At 50.4% G+C, this 23,400-nt stretch carries 2 protein-coding genes; both read left to right on the top strand.

From position 1 onward, the window contains the following. The first annotated feature begins 41 nt into the window (after window positions 1-41). Window positions 42-15,656: an SDR family NAD(P)-dependent oxidoreductase gene (locus tag NQS30_RS04410; RefSeq protein ID WP_218791288.1), complete on the top strand. Its 15,615-nt coding sequence runs from the start codon at window positions 42-44 to the stop codon at window positions 15,654-15,656. A gap of 4 nt (window positions 15,657-15,660) precedes the next feature. After that, window positions 15,661-23,379: a type I polyketide synthase gene (locus NQS30_RS04405; RefSeq protein ID WP_218791287.1), complete on the top strand. Its 7,719-nt coding sequence runs from the start codon at window positions 15,661-15,663 to the stop codon at window positions 23,377-23,379. The last annotated feature ends 21 nt before the right edge of the window (window positions 23,380-23,400 follow it).

The following is a 23,400-nucleotide window of genomic DNA, read 5'->3' as shown; positions in this document are numbered from 1 at the left end:
AAATGACGGAGCAAATTTAATTTTCTTAGGAGGATAAGGTTTTGGGTAAGGGAGACAAACAAAAAGACCGTACACAGTTATCCTTAAGAACAGAAATAAGCAATCAAATGAAAGAATTGAATCGGCTTTTGCTGCAAGTGCTGCGGGTGACGCTGCGTTCAATGGGTCTGACCGGCGAAGCGCCGGCGGCTTCCTGTCTGCCTTTATATGAACGCTGGCTGGAAGAAAGCATCCGTCTTTTAGACAGCGATTTTAAAAGCGGTGAAACGGCCGCGATTTGGGAAGAGTGGCATAAGAAGAAAAACGAATGGCTGAAAGATCCGGATATGAAAGCGCAGGTTCTGCTGGCGGATACCGTCATTCAAGCTTTGCCTGACATTTTAACAGGCAAAATAAAAGCCACTGACGTGATGTTTCCCGATTCTTCAATGGAGCTTGTTGAAGGAATCTATAAGCATAATATTCTCGCTGATTATTACAACGATGTGCTGGCAAATGAAGCGTGTATTTATGTGGAAAATGTAATGAAAAACAATCCTGAGGCAAACATCCGTCTGCTGGAGATCGGAGCGGGCACCGGCGGAACGAGCAGCACACTGTTTAAAAAGCTCCGCCCCTATCAAAATCATATTCAGGAATACTGTTATACCGACTTGTCAAAAGCTTTTTTAATGCATGCCGAAAAGGAATACGGCGCGGACAATCCGTATTTGACGTATCAGCTGTTTAATGTGGAGCAGCCTGCGGCGGGCCAGCGATTACATCTGAGAACCTACGATATCGCTATCGCTGCAAACGTGCTGCATGCCACCAAAAATATCCGGAAAACTTTAAGGACGGCAAAAGCCGTATTGAAAAAGGACGGTTTGCTGCTCGTTAATGAACTGGGCGGGCATACGCCGTTTACACATGTTACATTCGGCTTATTAGAGGGCTGGTGGCTGTACGAAGACGAGGCGCTGCGGATTCCGGGGTGTCCCGGTCTTTATCCGGAAACATGGAAATCCGTTTTAATGGCTGAAGGTTTTCATTCCATTCAATTTCCGGCTGAAAACGAACGTCTGCACACCCAGCAGATTATCACGGCGAAAAGCAACGGAGTCATCAGGCAGAGCAGGGAAGCTTACACCGCGCAAAAGCGCCAATCAAACGTACTGCAAACATCCTCTGATCGTCAGCTCCCCATCAAACAAGCGGGAGAGGGGCTTTCGGAAAAGACAGCGGCTTTTCTGATAAGGGCTGCGGCAAAAGTATTAAAAATGCCGGCAGAAGAGATAAATCCGCTGGCTCCTCTGGATGAATACGGCATTGACTCTATTCTGATCGTTCAGCTGACGAATGAGCTGCGGGATCTCGTCCCTGATATCAGCAGCACGCTGTTTTTTGAATACCGGACGATAGGAGAGCTTGCCGCATACTTGGCTGAAACGAAGGAGCGCGAACTGCATGCGCAATTTTCTGAAGAAGTCCGTCATACTGAAGCGGCATCATCCGGCTCTTTGCTTGAAAAAAGCACAGAGTATCTGAAACAGATCGTCAGCGCCATCTTAAAGATGCCGATTGAGGACGTTCAAGCCCATACGCCCCTTGAAGAATACGGAATCGATTCCATCTTAATCGTACAGCTGACCAACCGCGTGCGGGAAGACATACCTGATATCAGCAGCACATTGTTCTTCGAGTATCCGACAATCGGCGGATTAGCGGAATATCTCGTCAGCTCAAGACAGGATGATATGGCTGGGATTTTCAAGACAAATAAAGAAGCCGAAAAGGCGCCGCACATTCTACAGAAAAAGCAAAGCCGCAAAAAAAGCGCCGGATTGACGAAGCGCCAAGCGGCATCTTTTTCTGAAAAAGCGCCGCCCGCTTCCGAACCGCCGTCAAAACACCTTGAAGTGGCAATTGTCGGTCTTGCCGGACGGTATCCCGGAGCTGAAAATGTTAATGAGTTCTGGGAACGGTTAAAGACCGGTGAACACGGAATCACCGAAATTCCGAAAGACCGCTGGGATTGGCGGGACTACTATGATGAGACAAAAGGTAAGGAAGGCCGGATGTATACAAAGTGGGGCGGATTTTTAACAGATATTGATAAATTTGATCCGCTGTTTTTTAAAATCTCCCCGAAAGAAGCGGAGCGCATGGACCCGCAGGAGAGACTGTTTCTGGAAACCGCTTATGCGGCCCTGGAGGATGCCGGATATACCCCTGATTCACTATGCGCCGGTAAAAAGGTTGGTGTCTTTGCGGGTGTCATGAACGGCAACTATCCGACAGGGGCCCACTACCACTTTATCCCGAACCGCGTATCCTATGTGTTTGATTTTCACGGTCCGAGCATCGCGGTCGATACCGCATGCTCCTCATCCTTAACCGCCATTCATCTCGCCGCAGAAAGCATCAGAACAGGTGCATCTGAATGCGCGATTGCCGGCGGCGTAAACCTGATTACAGATCCGGTTCATTATATCGGACTTTCTTCTATGAGAATGCTGTCACCGTCAAACGCGTGCAAAGCGTTCGGTGATAAGGCTGACGGGTTTGTTGACGGAGAGGGCGTCGGCTGTATCGTGTTAAAGCCGTTGAAGAAGGCTGTTGAAGATCATGATCATATATACGGTGTCATTAAAGGAAGCGCTCTGAACGCCGGCGGCAAAACGAACGGGTTCACCGTTCCGAATCCGAATGCACAAGGAGAAGTGATCGCAGACGCGATGGAGCGGGCAGGGATTGACCCGAGAGCAATCAGCTATCTGGAAGCCCACGGCACCGGCACTTCCTTGGGAGATCCGATTGAAATCGCCGGGTTAACCAAGGCTTTCCGCCGCTATACGGATGCAAACCAATTTTGTTCCATCGGTTCTGTTAAATCCAATATCGGACACCTGGAAAGTGCGGCGGGCATTGCTGCGGTCACCAAAATTCTTCTTCAGATGAAACACGGATATCTGGTGCCGTCGCTGCATTCAAAGCAGCTGAACCCGGAAATTGATTTTGAAACTTCTCCTTTTATCGTGCAGCAGGAAACAGCGGAATGGAGACGGCCGGTCATAGAATCTGAAGGAGTAACACGGGAATATCCGAGAATCGCGGGTACATCTTCTTTCGGAGCGGGCGGTGCAAATGCCCACCTGCTGATAGAAGAGTATGAACCGGCTGAAATGACTTCGGCAGACACCGGCCGCCCGGCGCTTTTTGTTTTATCGGCAAAAGATAAAGACCGCTTGCGCGAGCGGGCTCTGTTGCTGTCGGATGCCGCCGGAAACGGAACAATTACAGATGCGAACCTGCTTGACGCGGCATTTACCCTTCAAGTCGGGAGGGTCCCGATGGAAGAACGGCTGGCGATGACAGCGGACTCTGTTTCTGAATTGGAACAGAAGCTGAGTGCTTTTCTGAATAATGCTGGTTCCGTAAGCGGGGTGTTTACAGGCCGGAGTGATAGTGCTGTCACGGAGACGGAAGGCACAGTCAGTGATTGGATGGAAAAACGTCAATTTGACAGTCTTTTGAATGCCTGGGTTCACGGGACGCCCGTCGATTGGGCATCTTTATATAAAGGCGCGCTGCCGCATCGTATCAGTCTGCCGTCTTATCCATTTGCAAAAGAAAGCTACTGGATGAAGCGGGAAGAACCAAAAACAGGAACAACTGAATATGTGCATCCTTTCCTGCATGAAAATACGTCAACCTTGGCGGAGCAAAGCTATCATACATCTTTTACAGGCCGGGAACACGTTTTCCAGGATGTGAGCGGGGAGCGGGTTCTGTCGGCAGCCGTTTATTTAGAAATGGCGCTTGCGGCTTTTCATCATGCGGCAGACAGCTCTGAAGAAAAAGAGATATGGATCCGAACGGCGGCATGGACTGACCCGATTACCAGCGGACATCACGGTGCGGGCATCAATCTCTCCCTTCTGTCTGAAGACGAGGAAGGCATCCATTATGAAATATACAGTGACGAAGAGAAGCTGCATCATTATGGAATCATCGGACAAGGGAACATACAGCCATCCCGCGTGCTTGATATTGCCTCCTTACAAAAAGACTGCCGCCCGCTGTCATTCGATTATGAAACACCAGGCACATCAGGTGTAACGATCAGTAAGGAGTTCCGCACCGTTGAAAAGCTTTATGCGGGAGAAAGTGCGGTTTGGGCGAAGCTTGCTCTCACAGATGAAAGCGGCCGTAATCCGGGATATCATATACCGCCGGAATTTCTGGACGCAGCTTTTCATGTCCTGGCAAAAACGGAGCCGTCAGTCCATATCGTGCCTGAAGCGGTTGAAGAACTGCGCGTCATGCGTCCGTGCTCATCCAGCATGTGGATGTATATTAATAAAAAGAATCAAACCGGCTGTGACATTCAATTATGTGACGAAACCGGCATTGTCTGCGCAGAAATCAAAGGGATAAGAATGAGGCAGCCGTCTCAGCAGGATCACGGGCAAGAGGAACAATCCGAGATGATGATATTTGAAGAAATGTGGACGCAGCAGCCTCTGAAGAAATCCATTCATGAAGAGCTGAAAACGGTCATCTGTTTTCTTACGGGAGAAGCTGCCAGAAAGCATGTTTATCAGTCTTTACAATCCCTTTATCCGGGAGCCGGCGTGTTTTTTATTTCACAGGGTGAGGAAACTCAAAAGCTTTCAAATACGCATTATCAAATTAAAATCACTGACGGACAAGCATATCAAGAAACGTTTCGGCATATTGAAACGGCTGCAGGCAAAGCGGATGCCGTTTTATATGGATGGCCGCTTGAAGATGAAAAGGCCGTGAAAGACTATTCCATTCTGTATCATGTGATCCGCGCAGCTGCTTCTTTGCGTTCTAAACCGAGGCGGATCCTTCTTTCCGCTCAGTGCGGGACCGATACCGATATCAGTTACGCCGAGTCATGGATCGGGCTGGAACGGTCGCTGAAACTGATCTTGCCGGAGACGGATACGGCCGCGGTTTATTTTGGACAAAAAGGACCGTTAGAAAAACTGATCTATAACGTATGTGAAGAATTTCACAGCGAGTCGTTCCGCAGTGTCATGTACAGTGGGGAAATTCGTCACGTCATGGAAATGAAGCAGACGGATATTGCCCCTGTTGAGAAGCGTGTGATAAAAAGCGGGAAAACGTACTTGATTACCGGCGGATGCGGGGGATTAGGCTTGTTATTTGCCGGATATTTTGCTGAAAAAGGACCGATTACGCTCATTTTGACGGGGAGATCAGCGGCAGGCGGCCCGGTGCTGAACAAGATAAAGAGATTGGAAGAATCAGGCGCCAAGGTGTTTTACGTGCAGGCGGATGCCGCTGATCAGGCTCAGATGGAGAAAGGTTTGCAAGAAGCGAAAGAGAAAGGATGCGGGCCGATTCAAGGTGTCATTCACGCTGCAGGTCTTCAAGGCACTGAAAGCATTCTGGAGAAAGATCTGCAAACCTTTCAGCAAGTCTTATCGCCAAAAGCGGACGGCACCGCGGTGTTAGATCAGGTTCTGTCACGGGAGCCGCTTGACTTCTTCTGTTGTTTCTCTTCTTCTTCAGCGATTTTAGGAGACTTCGGTTCTTGTGACTACGCGATGGGGAACCGCTTCCAAATGGCTTTTGTCCGTCACCGGGATAAACTTGTGAGCCTCGGACTCAGAAGCGGCAAGTCACTTGCAATCAATTGGCCGCTTTGGAAAGAAGGGGGGATGCATGTCGGCACGGCGGAAAGCACCGATATGTATTTAAAATCAAGCGGACAGCGTTATTTATACACTGAGGAAGGACTCGAAGTTTTTAAAACATTGTTAGTCCAGCCGTCCAGCCAGTATCTCGTCCTGGCTGGTTTTCCGTCGAGGGCCAAACGCTTCCTGCAGATAGATCAAGGCGAACGGCCGATTTCGGGTTCTGTAAACAGAAACGTCCCGTTTTCAGGAAGGCGGAGTGAAATGAAAGGCTTTACACTGGAAGAATGCGTAAGCTGGGATGTGAAAGAACTGGCGGCGGGGCTTTTGAAAATAGACAAGAACAGACTGACGGACGCTGACAATCTGGCTGATTTCGGCTTTGATTCTATCAGTTTGGCGGAATTCGCCTCTTCTTTGTCCGCCCATTACGGAATTGAAGTGACACCGGCCCTGTTTTTCGGACATTCTACACTGGAGAAGGTCGTCCGCTATTTTCTGACGGAACACCAGTCCGTCATGGAGCATGTCTATGAAGAAAAGAAACCTGAATCCGCAGATCAATCTGTCTTTGAAAAGGCAGGAACGGAAAAGCGAAAGAAGCAGAGGGGAAGAAATAAGCTGAATGCCGGAACCGAGGGCAGTCAGGCAGCTGATTCCATTGCCATTATCGGCATGAGCGGCCGATTTCCTCAGGCGCGCACGGCGGACGAGCTGTGGGACATTCTGTTTCAGGAAAAGGATGTTGTCGCACCGGTCGCAAAAAAAGGCTTCACAAGTTCAAAATGGAAACTCGGCGCTGTACCGGGGGCGGACGAATTCGACCCTTTATTTTTTGAAATATCGCCGAGGGAAGCTGAAACGATGGATCCGAAACAGCGGCTGCTTCTTCAGGAAGCGTGGAGGGCCCTTGAGGACGCCGGCTACGGCGCCAGTCACATCAAGCAGCAGACGATCGGTATGTTTGTGGGGGCGGAAGAAGGAGATTATCACCTTTTAACACGGGACAAAGGCAATGTCACGTCTCATCATAACGGTATTTTGGCGGCGCGGCTGGCTTATCACTTGAATTTATCCGGTCCTGTGATGGCGATAAATACAGCATGTTCTTCGGGGCTCGTTTCTGTCCATCAGGCGGTATTAAGCCTGCAGAATAAAGAGTGCACAACAGCTGTTGCGGCCGGGGTGAATATCATGAATACCCCGGACTTTTTTGAAACGATAGATAAAGCCGGAATGCTGTCGGAAAACGGGAAATGCTTCGCGTTTGATAAAAGGGCTGACGGCATGGTTCCGGGGGAAGCGGCCGCGGCGGTTGTTCTGAAGCCGCTGAGAGAGGCGGAAAAAGATGGTGATCCGATTTACGGGGTGATTCGGGCGAGCGGCATCAATTATGATGGGAAAACAAACGGAATTACCGCTCCGAGCGGCGTCGCGCAGACCCGGCTGCTTACTTCCGTTTATGACCGGGGCCGTATCAACCCTGAAGATATCGAATATATCGTCACACACGGCACGGGTACAAAACTCGGTGATCCGGTGGAATTTAACGCGCTTTATGACGCATTTTCTGCCTATACAAACGAAGAAGCTTTTTGCGCGCTCACATCAATTAAAACCAATATCGGCCACACGTTTGCCGCGTCAGGCATTGTCAGTTTGATCAGTCTTTTACAGGCGTTCTCCCGTGAAATGATTCCCGCCAGTCTGCATTGCAGCGGGGAAAACCGCTATATCAACTGGGAGAAGAGTCCTTTTTATGTGAATAAAACGGCTAAAGCGTGGCCTTCTCTGCCGGGTAAAAACCGAATGGGGGCAGTCAGCGCATTCGGGATGAGCGGAACAAACGCCCATGTCGTTATGGAAAGCTATAAGCGCAGCGCTTCACCTCATCCGGATGCCCCTGCATATTTACTGACTTTGTCTGCAAAAACAAAGGAGGCCCTTCAGGAAAAAATCGAAGATATGATCACTTGGGCGGAAAATGGCGGACTGAAAGAAAATGATCTGGCCCAGCTCAGCTATACGTTGTTAAAAGGACGGCATCACTTTAACCATCGCGCCGCCATCGTGGTTCAAGATGCTGATGACGCAGTGTATGTATGGAAGCAGGCAAAGCTTAATGAACATCATCCTTATGTGTTTTCGGGAAAAGTACCGCAGCACTTTGCAGGGCGTCAGCATATTCAGGAGCACATGATAGAAGTGCTCGGCAAGTGCAGCGCCTCATATTCTGACCATAGAAAATATCAGGAGCTGTTATGCGTGCTGGCAGATTTTTATTGTCAAGGTTATGAAATCGAAGGGGACTTGCTTTATGGCGGACCTTTGCCGCGAATCGGCAATCTGCCGGGCTACCCGTTTGCCAGGCAGACGTATTGGGCGTCGGATCGTCTTCAGAGAGAGATTGGAAGCCGGAATTCAGCTGAACGTGAAAAGCTTCACCCGCTGCTCCATGCGAATACATCGACCTTTACCGCCCAGCGCTTCACTTCTGTTTTTTCAGGGCATGAACCGTTTTTTGCCGATCATATCGTCAATGGAAAACCGGTGCTTCCGGGCGCGGCTGCTTTAGAAATGGCCCGGGCCGCCGTTACGCTGGCTGCTGAAGACTTACCCGGCGGGAAAACGGGTGTCAGGCTCAAACAGATCGTTTGGCTCCGTCCGGTGACGGCGCTTTCTGAAGGAGTGACGCTTCATGTAAAGCTTCAGCCGGAAGAAAACGGAGACATTGCTTTTGAAGCGTATGCCGAAGGAGAAGAGCCGCTTGTCTTTTTCCAGGGAAAGGCCGTGCTCGAAGAGACGGAGCGTGCTCCTGTTCTCGATGTGGAAGCGGTTCAGGCGCGCTGCAGCGGCCGTCACTTGTCAAAGGCTGAGTGCTATGAAGCGTTCGACAGCCTCGGCATCACCTACGGACCGTCGCATCAGGCGCTTGACGCCGTCTATGCCGGAAACGGAGAAGTGCTCGCGAAGCTCACTCTTCCGCCGTCCGCCCGCGAGGAAAAGGAGCCGTTCATCCTGCATCCGAGCATGCTGGACGCCGCCCTTCAGGCTTCTATCGGTCTCGTGCTCTCAGACGGTTCCGCGTCCGGACGGCCGTTTCTGCCGTTTGCCCTCCAGGATATGCAGGTGTTTTCTGCGTGCCGGGAGACGATGTGGGCGGTGCTTTCCTCAGCGGACGGCGCCTATCATATTGAGCTGTGTGATGAAAACGGCGCGGTATGTGTCCGATTGAAGGGGCTCACCGCCCGTTTTCTGGAAGAGGAAACGGAGGAAAAACCGCTCTTGCTTCAGCCAAAGTGGCAGGAATCACCGCCGGATGAAGGCGGCGGACAAGAAGCGTCTTTCAGATACGTGACACTGTATGGCGGAATGAACGCTGAGGACATAAGCGGCGCCGTATGTGCGGCTGACGGCGAAGGTCCGATTGAAGACCGTTATGACGCATGCGCGGCGGAGCTGTCAGCGATCGTCACGCGTCTTATCAAAGAAAAACAGAAGAAAAAAACGCTGATCCAGCTTCTTGTCCCCGACAGGGGGGAAGACAATGTATTGGCGGGGCTGGCCGCTTTTCTGAAAACGGCTCACCTTGAACATCCGAAGCTGTACGGCCAAGTCATCCAAGCCGATCCGGACGAGTCAGCATCGGCGCTTCTTGCCAAGCTGAAAGAAAACCGGGCGCATCCTGAACAAGCGGAAATCCGTTATGAAGACGGCAAACGTCTCGTCAGAAACTGGCGTCATCTGCCGGCGCCTCAAAGCGGCGCCGTTCCGTGGAAAGACGAAGGGGTCTACCTCCTCACCGGGGGAGCGGGCGGCATCGGCCTGATTTTCGCTGAAGAAATAGCCTCCCGCGTCAAAAACGCTGTCCTCGTATTAACGGGAAGGGCGGAAGCGCTTGATGAAGACCGCTCCGCCCGCTTACGGCGCTTGGAAGCGTCGGGTGCCCGCGTATTGTATCAACCGGTAGACGTGACAGACAGGGCGGCGGTCATCGCCCTCGTCCGCGGCATACAGGAGGAGCACGGAACACTCGACGGGATCATTCACGGCGCAGGCGTGATCGCTGACAATTACATTCTGAACCAGACAGAAAACGAACGGAAGACCGTCATGGCGCCGAAGGTGAAAGGGCTTATCAATCTTGATGAAGCAGCGAAAGATGTGCGGCTGGATTTTTTCATTCTGTTTTCTTCCTTGGCTGGAGGCATGGGAAATCCGGGGCAGGCCGGTTATGCGGCAGCCAACGCATTTATGGATGTTTATGCAGCCCGCCGGAACCGTCTCGTGCGGGACAACGAGCGGAGCGGGAAGACCCTCTCCGTCAACTGGCCGCTTTGGGAAGAAGGCGGTATGCGCGTGGACAAAGAGACCGAACGGCTGATGTACGAACAGACCGGAATGAAAGCCATGCGATCAGCCTCAGGCATCCAAGCACTGTACGCCGCTTTTGCCTCCGGAGAACATCAGGTCATGGTGGCAGAAGGCGACGAAAAACGGATCCGCAGCCATATTTTCGATCTGGGCGAAGAACAAAGCGCCGCCGGACAAGCTCCGGCAGTGGCAGATGCAAGAGATCTGAAAGATCAGGTTCAAGAGAAACTAAAGCGGCATGTATCAGATCTTTTAAAGGTAAGCATGAAAGATATTGAGGCTGACAGCGAACTGACGGAATACGGATTTGATTCGATCATCTTCACTGAATTTACCAATCTATTAAATCGGTCTTATCAGCTTGAGCTCAGCCCGACTATCTTCTTTGAATTTCCGACATTGCGCAAACTGAGCGGCCATTTGATATCTGAATGGAAAGAAGCATTCAGCGGCTTAGAAGGAGAGCGTTTAAAAACCGCTCCAAAAGCCGGAATAAGAAAAGCTGAAGCTCCGGCGGCCGTTCATGTCAAGCGGGAAACGCCCGTATCCGTAAAAGGAAGATCAGAAGAAAAAACCGAACCGATAGCCATTATCGGAATCAGCGGTATTTTTCCGCAAGCGAAAGACATAGATGAATTCTGGACACGTTTATCAAAAGGGGAGCATTGCATTACAGAAATTCCCCGAGATCGCTGGGATTGGCGCGAATATTACGGCGATCCGGCAGCGGATGCAAATAAAACGTCAATTAAATGGGGCGGTTTCATAGATGGAATCGCCGGGTTTGACCCGCTGTTTTTCGGGATATCTCCGAAAGAAGCTGAAATGATGGATCCTCAGCAGCGTCTATTAATGATGTATGTGTGGAAAGCCATTGAAGACGCGGGGTACTCAGCAAAACGGATTGCTGGAACAAAAACCGGCATTTTCACCGGCACACTGGGAAGCGGATATCAAACTTTAATCAATAAGGCGGGTCTTCCTGTCGAGGGGTATACGATGACCGGAATCGTGCCGTCCGTCGGGCCGAACCGGATGAGTTATTTTCTTGATATCCACGGGCCGAGCGAGCCGGTAGAAACCGCTTGTTCAAGCTCTTTAGTCGCCATTCACCGCGCGGTAAAAGCCATTGAAACGGGAGATTGTGATATGGCGGTCGCAGGGGGCGTCAACACGATCGTCACGCCTGAAGGGCATATCGGTTTTCAAAAAGCAGGCATGCTCAGTGAAGACGGGCGCTGCAAAACATTTTCCGATCAGGCTGACGGTTATGTCAGAGGAGAGGGCGCCGGCATGATTGTCTTGAAAAAGCTTTCAGAGGCTGAGCGTGACAGGGATCACATCTACGGCCTCATCCGCGGTACAGCGGAAAATCACGGCGGACGCTCAGCGTCACTTACCGCGCCGAATCCGCAGGCTCAGACGGATGTGCTGAAAAGCGCTTATCAAAAAGCCGGTATTCACCCGTCAACGATCACTTATATAGAAGCGCACGGAACCGGAACGGCACTCGGAGATCCGATTGAGATCAATGCATTGAAAAAAGCTTTCCAAACAGACGGGGCGCCGGGCGGATATTGCGGGATAGGCTCAGTGAAGACAAATATCGGACATTTGGAGCTCGCAGCAGGTATTGCGGGCGTTATCAAAGTATTGATGCAGCTGAAACATCGGACGCTCGCCAAAAGTCTGCATTGCGAGAACATCAATCCCCATATCAAGTTGAAGGACAGTCCGTTTTACATTGTGACAGAAACAAAGGAGTGGGAAGCGCTGCGTGATGAAAACGGCCGGGTCCTGCCCCGCCGGGCGGGTGTAAGCTCATTCGGTTTCGGAGGTGTCAATGCGCATATCGTTATTGAAGAATACATGGGCAGAAGTGAGACGGAACAGCAGGAAACCAGTGAGAAAGCGTCATCTCTTTTTGTTTTGTCAGCTAAAAATGAAGAGCGGCTGAAAGAAAGAGCGCGTCTCCTTCGAGATTTTATCCAGAACGGATCATCCCGCGATATCGATCTTGCAGATGCCGCATACACACTGCAGACCGGACGGGACGCGATGGAAGCGAGGCTGGGAATCATTGCAGGCTCCGCAGAGGAACTGACTGAAAAACTGAATGCGTTTCTGTTGGGAAAAAACAGCGAAGATATCATCAGCGGCCGTAAAAAACGCGAGAATAACACGATTTCCATGTTCTCAGACGATGAAGACGCGGCTGACCTCGTCAGCGCCTGGCTTGAGAAAAAGAAATACAGGAAAGTGCTGCGGCTCTGGGCAAACGGATTTGACACAGATTGGGAGCAGCTGTATACGGACAGGAAACCGCGCCGCATCAGCCTGCCCTCCTATCCGTTCAGATCCGACCGCTATTGGGTGCCGAAACGGGAGCAGCTGCCGCTTTCGAATCAAAAAACAGTATTATTGCAAAAAACATGGGAACCGTGCGAGCCAGTGTCTTCATCCGAGCCATTCAACAACAAAATAGCGCTCATCGTCTCTGAAGATACAAAAGACCTTGCCGCCGAGGTGAAAAAACAGCTGAATGATGCTGACATTGTGCAGGAAAATCAGCTCATCTCTTTCTTACAGGATCCGAACGCGGCCATCTATTCCGGGTTTATTGACTTCACCGGCTGCGGCTCCCGACAAAAGCGGCAGGACATCAGCTGGGTGGCATCGCTGCAGCAGCTGATTGAATACGGCCGCGGACAAGAAAACATGAAAATGCTTTATCTTACAAAAGGGCTTGAAGCCTTCAAAAATAAGGCTGCCGTCATGCATGGTATTGAAAAAGCGGGGCTTTATCGCATGCTGCGGCATGAATACAGCCATATTCTCACCTGTCACGCCGATATTGATCCTGAAGGGCCGCTGGAGCAGACAGCCGCTTTTATTAAACAAGAAATTGAATCAGACTTAACGGAGTCTGCTGTTTGCTGCAGGGACGGCATGCGCTTCAGCTATGTTCTTCAGCAGACTGATCAGATTGAACCAGAAGCTGTGCAAACAGACCGGACTGCGTTTCCAAAAGACGCCGTCCTGGTGATAACCGGAGGAACGCGCGGACTCGGCGCTTTATGCGCCAAGCATTTCGTTTCCGAATACGGTGTGAAGAAACTGCTTCTGACAGGCAGAAAGGAGCTGCCGCCGAAAACCGAGTGGGATCTTGAGCAAACAGACCCTGTCGTTTCGGAAAAAATACAGCTTATCCGGCAGCTGGAATCACAAGGTGTAAAAGTGTGCGTCTCAGCAGTTGATCTGACGGATAAGCAGGCCGTCGGACGGCTTATAAAAGAGGTAACCACAACGCTCGGACCTGTCGGAGGCATTCTGCATTGCGCGGGAATTGCGGACCGTGAAAACCCTGCTTTTCTCCGCAAATCCAAAGACAGTATCGCGCGGGTGCTCGCGCCGAAAGCAGACGGCCTTCACAGTCTGTATGAGAGTGTAAAGGATGATGCGCCGGCATTTTTCGTCCTGTTTTCATCTGTCTCAGCAGCCGTCCCGATTCTTGCGGCGGGACAGAGCGATTATGCGATGGCTAATTCTTACATGGACTATTTTGCAGAAAACAATGAGAGCGGCATCATTAGCATACAATGGCCGGCATGGGATGAGACGGGCATGAGCAGGGATATAAAAAGCGGGATTTATGAGCAAACGGGATTGCTGCGGCACTCTGACGCTGAAGGTCTCAAGATGCTTGATTACATTTTAAGAGAAAGACCCGGAGCTGTCGTGCTGCCGGCACAAGTGAAACATGATTGGGACGCCAAAGCGCTGGAAAATGCCAAGCCAGCCGCCCATAAAGGAATGAAAGCAGCTTCCAAACCTCCTGAAACAAAAAAACGGGAACATAACCGGATTGATATTCAATCTTGGCTAAGGTCGCTTTTGGCAAAAGAGCTGAGTATCGATGAAACGCATATGGATATCGATGTGCCTTTTCAGGAATACGGAATGGATTCTATCTTTCTGGCGCAAGTGCTGACAAAGATCGATCAAAAACTGCCGTCCGTTTCAATTGATCCGACTGTCCTTCTGGAACACCCTACCATAGAACAGCTCGCGGATTATTTAGCCGTACATTGTCCGGAAGCTTTTTCGGCAGATGCAGCAGTTCCCGCGGAGAAGGTCCCTTTGCAGAAGACGCCGAAACGGAGCAAAAAAAAGGCAGATAAGCCTGGGAAACGGGGAAAGGTTGCGATCATCGGCATGGCCTGCCATTTTCCGAAAGCGGGAGATATAAAAGAATTTTGGAAGAATCTCCGCAGCGGAACGGATGCCGTCACTGAAGTTCCGCCGGACAGATGGAACGCCGGGGAACACTATCAGCCGGGTGAATATCAAGAAGGAAAAAGCATCAGTAAATGGGGCGGTTTTATTCACGATATTGATCAATTTGACCCGGAGTATTTCAATATTTCAGAAACGCTGGCACCGATGATAGACCCGCTGCAAAGGCAGTGGCTCGAAGTGAGCGCGGAAGCTTTGGCCGATGCCGGTTATCAAAAAGAGGATCTCTGGGGCCGCCGTATCGGCGTTTTTGCCGGTGCAAGGGCAGGTGCGTTTCATCAGAAATTTCAATATTTGCAAAAAGATGCGATTATTGGCGCGGGGCAAAATTTTATTACTGCACATATGGCGCACATTTATAACTTTACAGGGCCTAACCTGGTCGTGGATACGGCCTGCTCCAGTTCGCTTACGGCAATTCATTTGGCCGTACAGGCCATTCAAAATGGAGAAGCGGAAGCGGCCTTTGCGGGCGGGGTTGACATTTTGCTTGATGAAAAACCTTTTCTCACAATGAGCGCGGCGAGAATCTTATCGCCAAATGGCCGTTCAAAATCTTTCGATGCCGATGCGGACGGAACAGGAATCGGAGAGGGCTGCGGTGTGCTGATGCTGAAGCCGCTCGAAAAAGCGATAGAAGACGAAGATAAAATATACGGCGTTATTGACGGCTCTGCGATAAATAATGACGGCAGCACAATGGGCGTGACGACGCCGAATCCCCGGGCGCAGCAGGACTTGATTGAGCAGGCGGTTCAATCAGCGGAAATCGATCCGGACACCATGACATACGTAGAGACGCACGGAACCGGTACATTGATCGGCGACCCGATTGAATTAAAGGGATTAACCAATGTCTTGTCTGCTTATTCCGATGAAAAACAATTTTGCGGTGTAGGAAGCGTCAAAAGCAATATCGGCCACTTGCTGAGTGCGGCGGGCGCGGCGGGAATCATCAAAGTTTTGCTGGCGATTGCCAATGAAGAACTGCCGCCGACTTTGCATTGCCATAAACCGAACCCCCGCTTCCAATTTAAAGATTCGCCGCTTTATCCTGTGCTTGAGCTGAAGCGGTGGAACGGAAAAAAAGAGATACTCAGGGCCGGGGTCAGCGCGTTCGGTTTGGGCGGGAATAATGCCCATATCATTGTCAGCAACGAAGGAATTCCGAAAGAGCGAAAAGCGGCCATGGAACCGAAAGGCGGCCAGACAGTATACCGAAAACAACGGTATTGGCCTGAAAAAGCACAGTTGTCCGAAGTGGAAGAAAATGAGGCGGGCACAGAAGCAATGTTTGAAATAAGCGAGGTGTGATAGATTGGCAGTTGCCACCGATCAAGTCAAAACGTTCCTGCAGAAAATCAGCCATACGAATTATATCGTCCGGGATCATCGCGTTCATCAAATCCGCGTCCTCCCGGGCGTGACTTTAATAGATATGCTGTATCGGCTCGCCGCCGGGTATCTCGGTGAAAGGCCTATAGAATTAAGACAGATTATTTTTAAGCAGCCTGTTGTAACATCTGAAGAGTTTGATAAACACCTGTATGTGACCTTTACGCCGGCGCGTGACAGCTGGAAAGTTGAGATTACTAGCGAAAAAGCAAAAAACGGCACACCGCTTGGCGGAAACCGGGATGAGAATATGGAATGCCAGCTTTATTTGCAAGAAGACACGCCCCGGGCAAAAGAACTGAATATTGAAGCGTTCATGAAAAACGCAAGCCGAAAATGGGACATGCATGACATTTACGGAATTGCAAGAAGAAGCCATATTGAGCATGGCGAGTTTATGAAAAATGAAGGGGCCGTTTATCAGCTTCAGGATAAAGAAGAATTAATGGAGCTCACTCTAAGTGATTTGGCTGAAGGATTCCGGGAGAAATTTAAGGCGCATCCGGCTTTTTTAGATGCGTCCACCCTTGCCGGCTCTTCCTTTGCATTGTCGGCCCAAAAGCAGAATGACACACCTTATATTCCTTTTATGATCGATCGTTTTTGCATGTATCAGCCGTTTCCGAAAACGATTTACACTTATTCTGCGAAAAACAGCCGCACTGAAAGCGGCGTATCAGATAGCGAACCTGATGTTTATTCGGCTGACTTCACGATTTACGACAGGGCAGGGAACGTATTGGCCGAATGTGAGAAACTGACAGTAAAAAGGGTCAGACAAGCGAATATGATTACCCATCTGATAGACAAAGAGAAGCCGCCTCAGCAGAACAGAAGCGGCCGTGGTGAGTCGGAAAATTCTGTGGCCGCAGAAGACGTGTCTGAACAGCAAACGCCGGAACAAAACATGGTGACTTACATAAAGTCGGAAATCGCCAGGTTGATCAATCGTCCGGCACAGGATATTGATGTGCGGAAAGGCTTTTATGATATGGGGCTTGACTCGGCGCATTTGCTGAAGCTTGTAAAGATATTAGAGCAGACTTTTCAGCAGCAGTTTTATCCGACACTGCTTTTTGAATATTCCTCTGTCCGCCGCCTTGCGGATTACCTTATCAATGAAGCGGGCTGTGTGCTGAAAGATTCGGCCGAAGAACGGCATACATCAGACGCTGACATTGCTGATGAGGTTCTGTTTTTTGAACCCGCCTGGAAAGATCATCCGCTGGAAACGGCGGTGCAGAACGGGCAAAAACACACCCGTCATCTCATTATCGCTGCCGATGCAGGACCCCGTCTCACCGGTGAACTCGGCACACATTGCCCGGAAGCGGAAGTGATAGAACTGAAAAGGGAGCATGAGGTTGCAGATGAGCAGTTTGAAGCAGATGCCGAGCGCATATTTCGTATGCTCAAACAAGAACTGACAGACCATCCGAAAGAACATACATTGATTCAGCTTGTATGCGCCGTTGAGAATGGAGCGGCATTGTCTTCCGCTCTCGGGGCTATGCTGAAAACGGCACATCTGGAAAATCCGGCTCTTCGCACTCAGGTAATCACCTTCTGTGACAAGAATGAGAGATTGCCAAGTGATACGGCCGCAATGATAAGAACAGAAGCAGACTGCTCTCATGCAGGCTGCACAGACATTCGGTATAAAGACAATATGCGGCAGATCAGATTGTTCGAACGTATTGAGAAACTGGACGGGCAGACACAGTCTCCTTGGAAACAAAACGGCGTATATGTCATTACAGGAGGTCTCGGCGGTCTTGGATTTCTGCTAGCCCGTCACCTTGCAGAAAAAGAAAAGGTGAAGCTCGCACTCATCGGCCGTTCGCCGGAACAGTCTGAGAAGATCAGCAGACTGAAAGCATTGGGCGCAGAAGTTCTTTACGTTCAAGCGGACATCGGCAGCAAAGCCGAAACAGAGCGGGCATTTGCTCAGATTACAGAAACCTTCGGCCGGCTGACGGGCATTTTTCATTGCGCCGGTGTTTTAAAAGATCAATTTATCATCCAAAAAGACAGTTCTGACTTGAAGCAGGTGTTCCTGCCGAAAATCAGCGGCCTGATTCATGCGGACGAAGCTTCACGGCATGAACCGCTTGAGTTTTTCGCCGTATTTTCCTCATTCTCGGCGTTGGCCGGAAATGCGGGCCAAACAGATTATGCCGCAGCGAACGCTTTTATGGATGAATATATGAAATATCGCGATTGCAGAGCGGAAAAAGGCGAACGGACCGGGGCTTCTATGACGATCAACTGGCCGCTTTGGGAAGATGGCGGCATGCAGGTTGACAGCTTGATGAAAGAGATCATGAATGATGCAACGGGCACCAGCCCGCTTCCGGACGGGGAAGGGATGGCTTCACTTGAATATATGCTGCGTCTCGGCAAGCTGCAATCTGTTATTTTATACGGGAAGGAGCCGGCTGTAACTGAAAGCATGGGCCGATTGGATCAGGTGGCAGACAAGAACCGCTCTTCATTGTCCCATGCAGCTGTAAAGAGAAGGAGCCGAAAACAAGAGAGACATACAGAAGAGCACGATATTGCGGTAATCGGATTGGCGGGAAGATACCCGCAGGCGGGAAGCATTGATGAATTTTACCAAAATCTGCGCTCAGGGAAAGATTGCATCACAACAATGCCGAAAGACAGATGGAAAGGTTATCCTTTCTCATATGAAGCAGATCAGTTCTACCGTTACGGAGGATTTTTAGATCGCATAGACAGCTTTGATCCGCTGTTTTTCAATCTGACTCCTCGCCAGGCTGAAATGATGGACCCGCAGGCGCGGCTGTTTTTAGAGACGGCTTGGGAAGCTTGTGAAGATGCCGGTTTTTATCAAGACAGAACGGCGCGCGGGCCATCTTCACAAAAAAGAAAACGCGTCGGGGTATTCGCAGGTGTGTTTTGGAGCCATTATGAGCTGTTCGGCGCTGAAATCACACAGCGGGGCACACCGCTGTCTATGGGCGTGACGCCTGCCTCTGTTCCGAATATCGTGTCTCACTGCCTGAACTTTACAGGGCCGTCAATGGCTGTTGATACGATGTGCTCTTCTTCGCTCACATCCATACATTTGGCATGTGAAAGCATTAAAAGAGGGGAGTGCGAATTCGCCATTGCCGGCGGTGTGAATGCGGTCACACACCCGCATAAATATGCGTTTTTGGCGAATGCCGGATTTCTGTCTTCAGAAGGCGTCTGCAAAAGCTTCGCCGACGGCGGTGACGGTTATGTGCCGGGAGAAGGCGTCGGCGCGGTGTTACTGACAACCGTTCAAGAAGCGGAAAGAATGGGCTGTCCGATATATGGCGTCATAAAAGGCTCCGCTTTAAACCATGTCGGAAAAACATCCGGTTTGACCGTGCCTGATCCGGCATCACAGGCGGAAGTCATTACAGATTCCTTTCAGAGTGCCGACATTGATCCGGAGACATTGAGTTATATTGAAGCTCACGGAACAGGCACGTCTTTGGGTGATCCGATTGAAATTGAAGGGCTGAGCCGCGCATTCCGCAAATGGACAAACAAGAAGCGGTTTTGCGCCATCGGCTCTGCCAAATCAAATATCGGCCATTTAGAAGGAGCAGCCGGGATCGCCGGATTAACAAAGGTGCTTTTGCAGCTGAAGCATGGAGAAATCTTTCCGTCATTGCACGCGGACACGCTGAATCCCCATATTCCGTTTCAGGACACGCCGTTTTATGTGGCGGACCGGCTGGTAGAATGGGAACGGCCGTCACATCCTGACCAGCTGAGAAGAGCGGGTTTAAGCTCTTTTGGCGCCAGCGGGAGCAATGCCCATTTTGTCATAGAAGAATATCTGCCGCCGCAGGCTGAAAAGAAATCGGTGAATATACGGGAAGACGAGCCGGTTCTGTTTCTGCTTTCGGCAAAAAATGAAGAACGCCTATTAGAATATGTCAAACGGTATGACCGCTTTTTACGGGAAAAAGAAGTCAACCTTAAAGACCTGGCCTACACGCTTCAAGCTGGCAGAGAAGCGATGCCTGAACGGCTGGCATTTATCGTTACATCCGTTTGCGGCCTGCAAGCGAAACTGAAGGATGTGCTTGAACGGAAAACAGAAATTGAAGGATGTTTCCGCGGACGTGCTCAAGATGATATTTCATCAAGTGGAATGGCCGAGCTGCTGAAAAACAAGCAATATTCCAGATTGCTCACTGAGTGGGCAAAAGGAGCCGCCGTTGACTGGAGCCTGTTATACGAAGGAGAGAAGCCGAAACGGGTCAGCCTTCCTGTATATCCGTTCGCGAAGGAGCGGTATTGGGTGCCTGTGCCTGCGGATATCCGGAAACAGACAGACGAACCGGCGGAAAACCAAAAGATCATTCTTCAAAAAGACTGGAAGCAGCAAGATCCGGCGGAATCTGAAGCATTATCAGGAACAGTAATGATACTTGCAACTGATAAGACGAGCCGATTGGCCGATGCTCTTTTTAAAGGAAACGGCCATATTGAAACGATCCGCTTCATCCATCAGGCAAAAGACGGCGCTGATTATTACGCCGCCGCATCGGGGCGAAACCTTTACGGCAGAGTGCGGGAGTCTCTTCAAAACAAACAGATACTCGGGGTCGTCGACATAACCGCATATGACGCGGAATATGAACGGCAGGAAGAGATAGAACACGGAAAGCTTGCCTTTTTACAGCAGGCTCTGGAATCACTCCGTCATAGCGGCGCTGTGTTCAGCCAAGTGACACACCGCCTCCAGCCTTTCAAGGAAAGTAAACCTCTGATGCAAGGGGCGAAAACGGCGGGGCTGTACCGGATGCTGGGCGCTGAGTATGCCAACATTCATTCTTTTACGATAGATAGCGATTGTGAGATTGAGCATACAGAAGAATTAAGCAGACAGATTGAGACTGAATTTTTACAGCCGCGGGCCAAAAGCGTCAGTGAATGCTGCTACAGGCTGAATCGCCGTTATGTGCCGTTTCTGAAGCAGGGTATGAATGTTTCGGCGGCGCCTGAGCTTTCCTATTCGTCTGATGATGTGCTGTTAATAACGGGCGGATCGCGCGGGATCGGCGCAATTGCGGCGGAGCATGCCGTTTCACGCGGATGCAGGAAACTGGTCATCATGGGGCGGGAGCCGCTTCCCGATTCCTCAGAGTGGGCAGACATGAAAAAGGACGGCATTCTCCCGGAAAAAGCCGAGCGGATGCAGAGGTTAGCCGAGCGGGGCGCGGAGATCCGTTATTACAGCGTTTCTCTTACGGATCAAAAGGGGCTCCGGAAAATGACGGACAGCATCCGCGGCACGATGGGACCGATTACCGGCGTTTTTCATTGCGCGGGCGCAATGGGAGAACACCCCGCTTTTTATAATAAAACCGAAACTGAAATAGAAAGCGTTTGCAAGCCGAAAGTAACAGGGCTTCGCGGTCTCTATGAAGCTGTTCAGAATGAGCCGCTGTCGTTTTTTATTTTGTTCTCATCCGTTTCGGGTCTGATCCCTTCGCTTGCTGCGGGGCAAAGTGACTACGCGATGGCTAATTCATTTATGGACTCTTTTGCAAATCATCAAGCAGGTAAAGGAAACGTGTTTGTTAAAGCCGTTCAATGGCCCGTCTGGAAAGAAACCGGCATGGCTGAAGGCCTGCCGGAAACACCTGCTTATCAAAAATCAGGACTTTCCAGGCTGTCTGCCGAAGACGGACTGAAGTTTTTAGATTACATCATTTTAAACGGACAAAGCTGCGGAATTCCTTGTGTTTCCGAAGACAGTGAGGCTGATTTTGGTGATCTTCTGAAGGTGAAGAAAGCTGAAGCTCCCACGAAAAAAAGCACTGCCGGTGACCAAAAGGTGAAGGATATGATTCGTCAATGGGTGCGCACCGTTTTCAGCGAAGAACTGAAAATGACGGATGAGCAGATAAAAGATGATATGCCGTTTGATGAATACGGGATTGACTCAATACTCTTTGCGGAATTGGTTCAATCATTGCAAAAACGGATCAGCATAAAGTTAACACCGTCCTTAATGCTTCAATATCAAACGATTACAGAAATGGTTGACTATTTCGCAGCGCATCATGAAGCCGATTTTGTGACAAAAGAAAATGGTTTCGTTCAAGACAGGGACGTAGAGCCTGATGTAACCGCCGCCGCTGAAGAGAGAACATTCATGGAGCCGAAAGCGGATACTGAAGACGATATTGCCGTCGTCGGCATGTCCTGCCGTTTTCCGGGGGCGGGCGGAACGGATGCTTTTTGGGAGCTGCTGATGAAAGGAAACACCGCCATCCGGCCTGTCCCCGCATCGCGCTGGCATGCAACAGCAAATGCAAAGGATTATGCGGGGTGGATTGATGATATCGACATGTTTGATGCGGGCTTTTTCGGCATCTCTGAAAAAGACGCGGCAATTATGGACCCGCAGGCGCGGATCATATTAGAAGAAGCGGTTCATTCCGTTTATGATGCCGGGTACGGCCAAAAGGATTTATCGGGCCGGAAAGTCGGCGTGTACATCGGCGGCAGGGCGCAGCCTTCAGCCGGTATGGAACATATCCTGCAGGCGCCTAACCCGATTTTGGGGGCGGGGCAAAACTATTTAGCGGCCAACATTTCACGATTTTTGAATGTCACAGGGCCGAGCCTTGTCGTGGATACAGCATGTTCCTCAGGGCTGATCGGGCTGTCCTTTGCAAAAGACGCCCTTTTGGCCGGAAGGATTGACGCGGCCTTAGTCGGTTCGGTGAGTCTGCTCTTATCTCCGTCCGCGCACCGGTTATTCGGAGCGCGCCATATTTTAAATGAGAACGGCGTGTTTCATATATTCGACCGTGAATCAGCGGGAGAAGTGCTCGGAGAAGGAGCGGGGGCGGTTTTTATCAAACGATTGAGCGATGCGGTGCGGGACGGAGACCGTATTTACGGCGTCATAAAAGCCGTCTCGGTAAACAATGACGGCCGGACGCTCGGTCCCGGTTCACCGAATATAAGAGCGCAGAGAGACGCCATTCAAACTGCGCTTGACATGGCGGAAAAGTCGCCCGAAGACATTGGATATATAGAAGTGAACGGAGGCGGTTCCCCAATCGTTGATTCGGTGGAAATCAAGGCACTCTCAGATGTCTATCAGCTGAACCGGAAAACGCTTCTGCCCTGCCGGATCGGATCGGTGAAACCGAATGTGGGGCATTTGCTTCTGTCTTCAGGTCTTGCGGGCTTCATCCGATGTGTGCTGAGCGTCTATCATAAGCGGATTCCGCCTTTCTTATCAGCGCGTGAGCCATTTGAACATTATGACTTTGAAGCGTCGCGTATTCATTTTAATCGTGAACCCATTGATTGGCATTCAGAGAAGAAACCCCGCGTCGCAGCTCAGAGTTCATTTCCTGACGGCGGGACAAATGCTCATATCCTCGTTGAAGAATACAGAGGTGAAAGGCAGCGGGAACATCACCGGGCGCCTCAGCCGCCGGAATTCAGAAAAAAACACTACCCGCTTTTGGGCGGCTGGAACAGCACGGAGAATGAAGCGGAAAAAACAAGTAATGAAAAAACAGACATTGCGGATCTTTTAAAGAAATATGAGAAAAAAGCAGAGACAAGCACTGCACCTGCAGACTCGTTTTGGCAGGTGACAACGTGACGTTTTTAAAAGGGGACGAAC

It is taken from the genome of Bacillus sp. B1(2022) (genome assembly GCF_040259625.1).
Taxonomy (GTDB): domain Bacteria; phylum Bacillota; class Bacilli; order Bacillales; family Bacillaceae; genus Bacillus; species Bacillus velezensis.
Note: the sequence above shows the minus strand (reverse complement) of the source record. Positions and strands in the feature narration are given on the sequence as shown.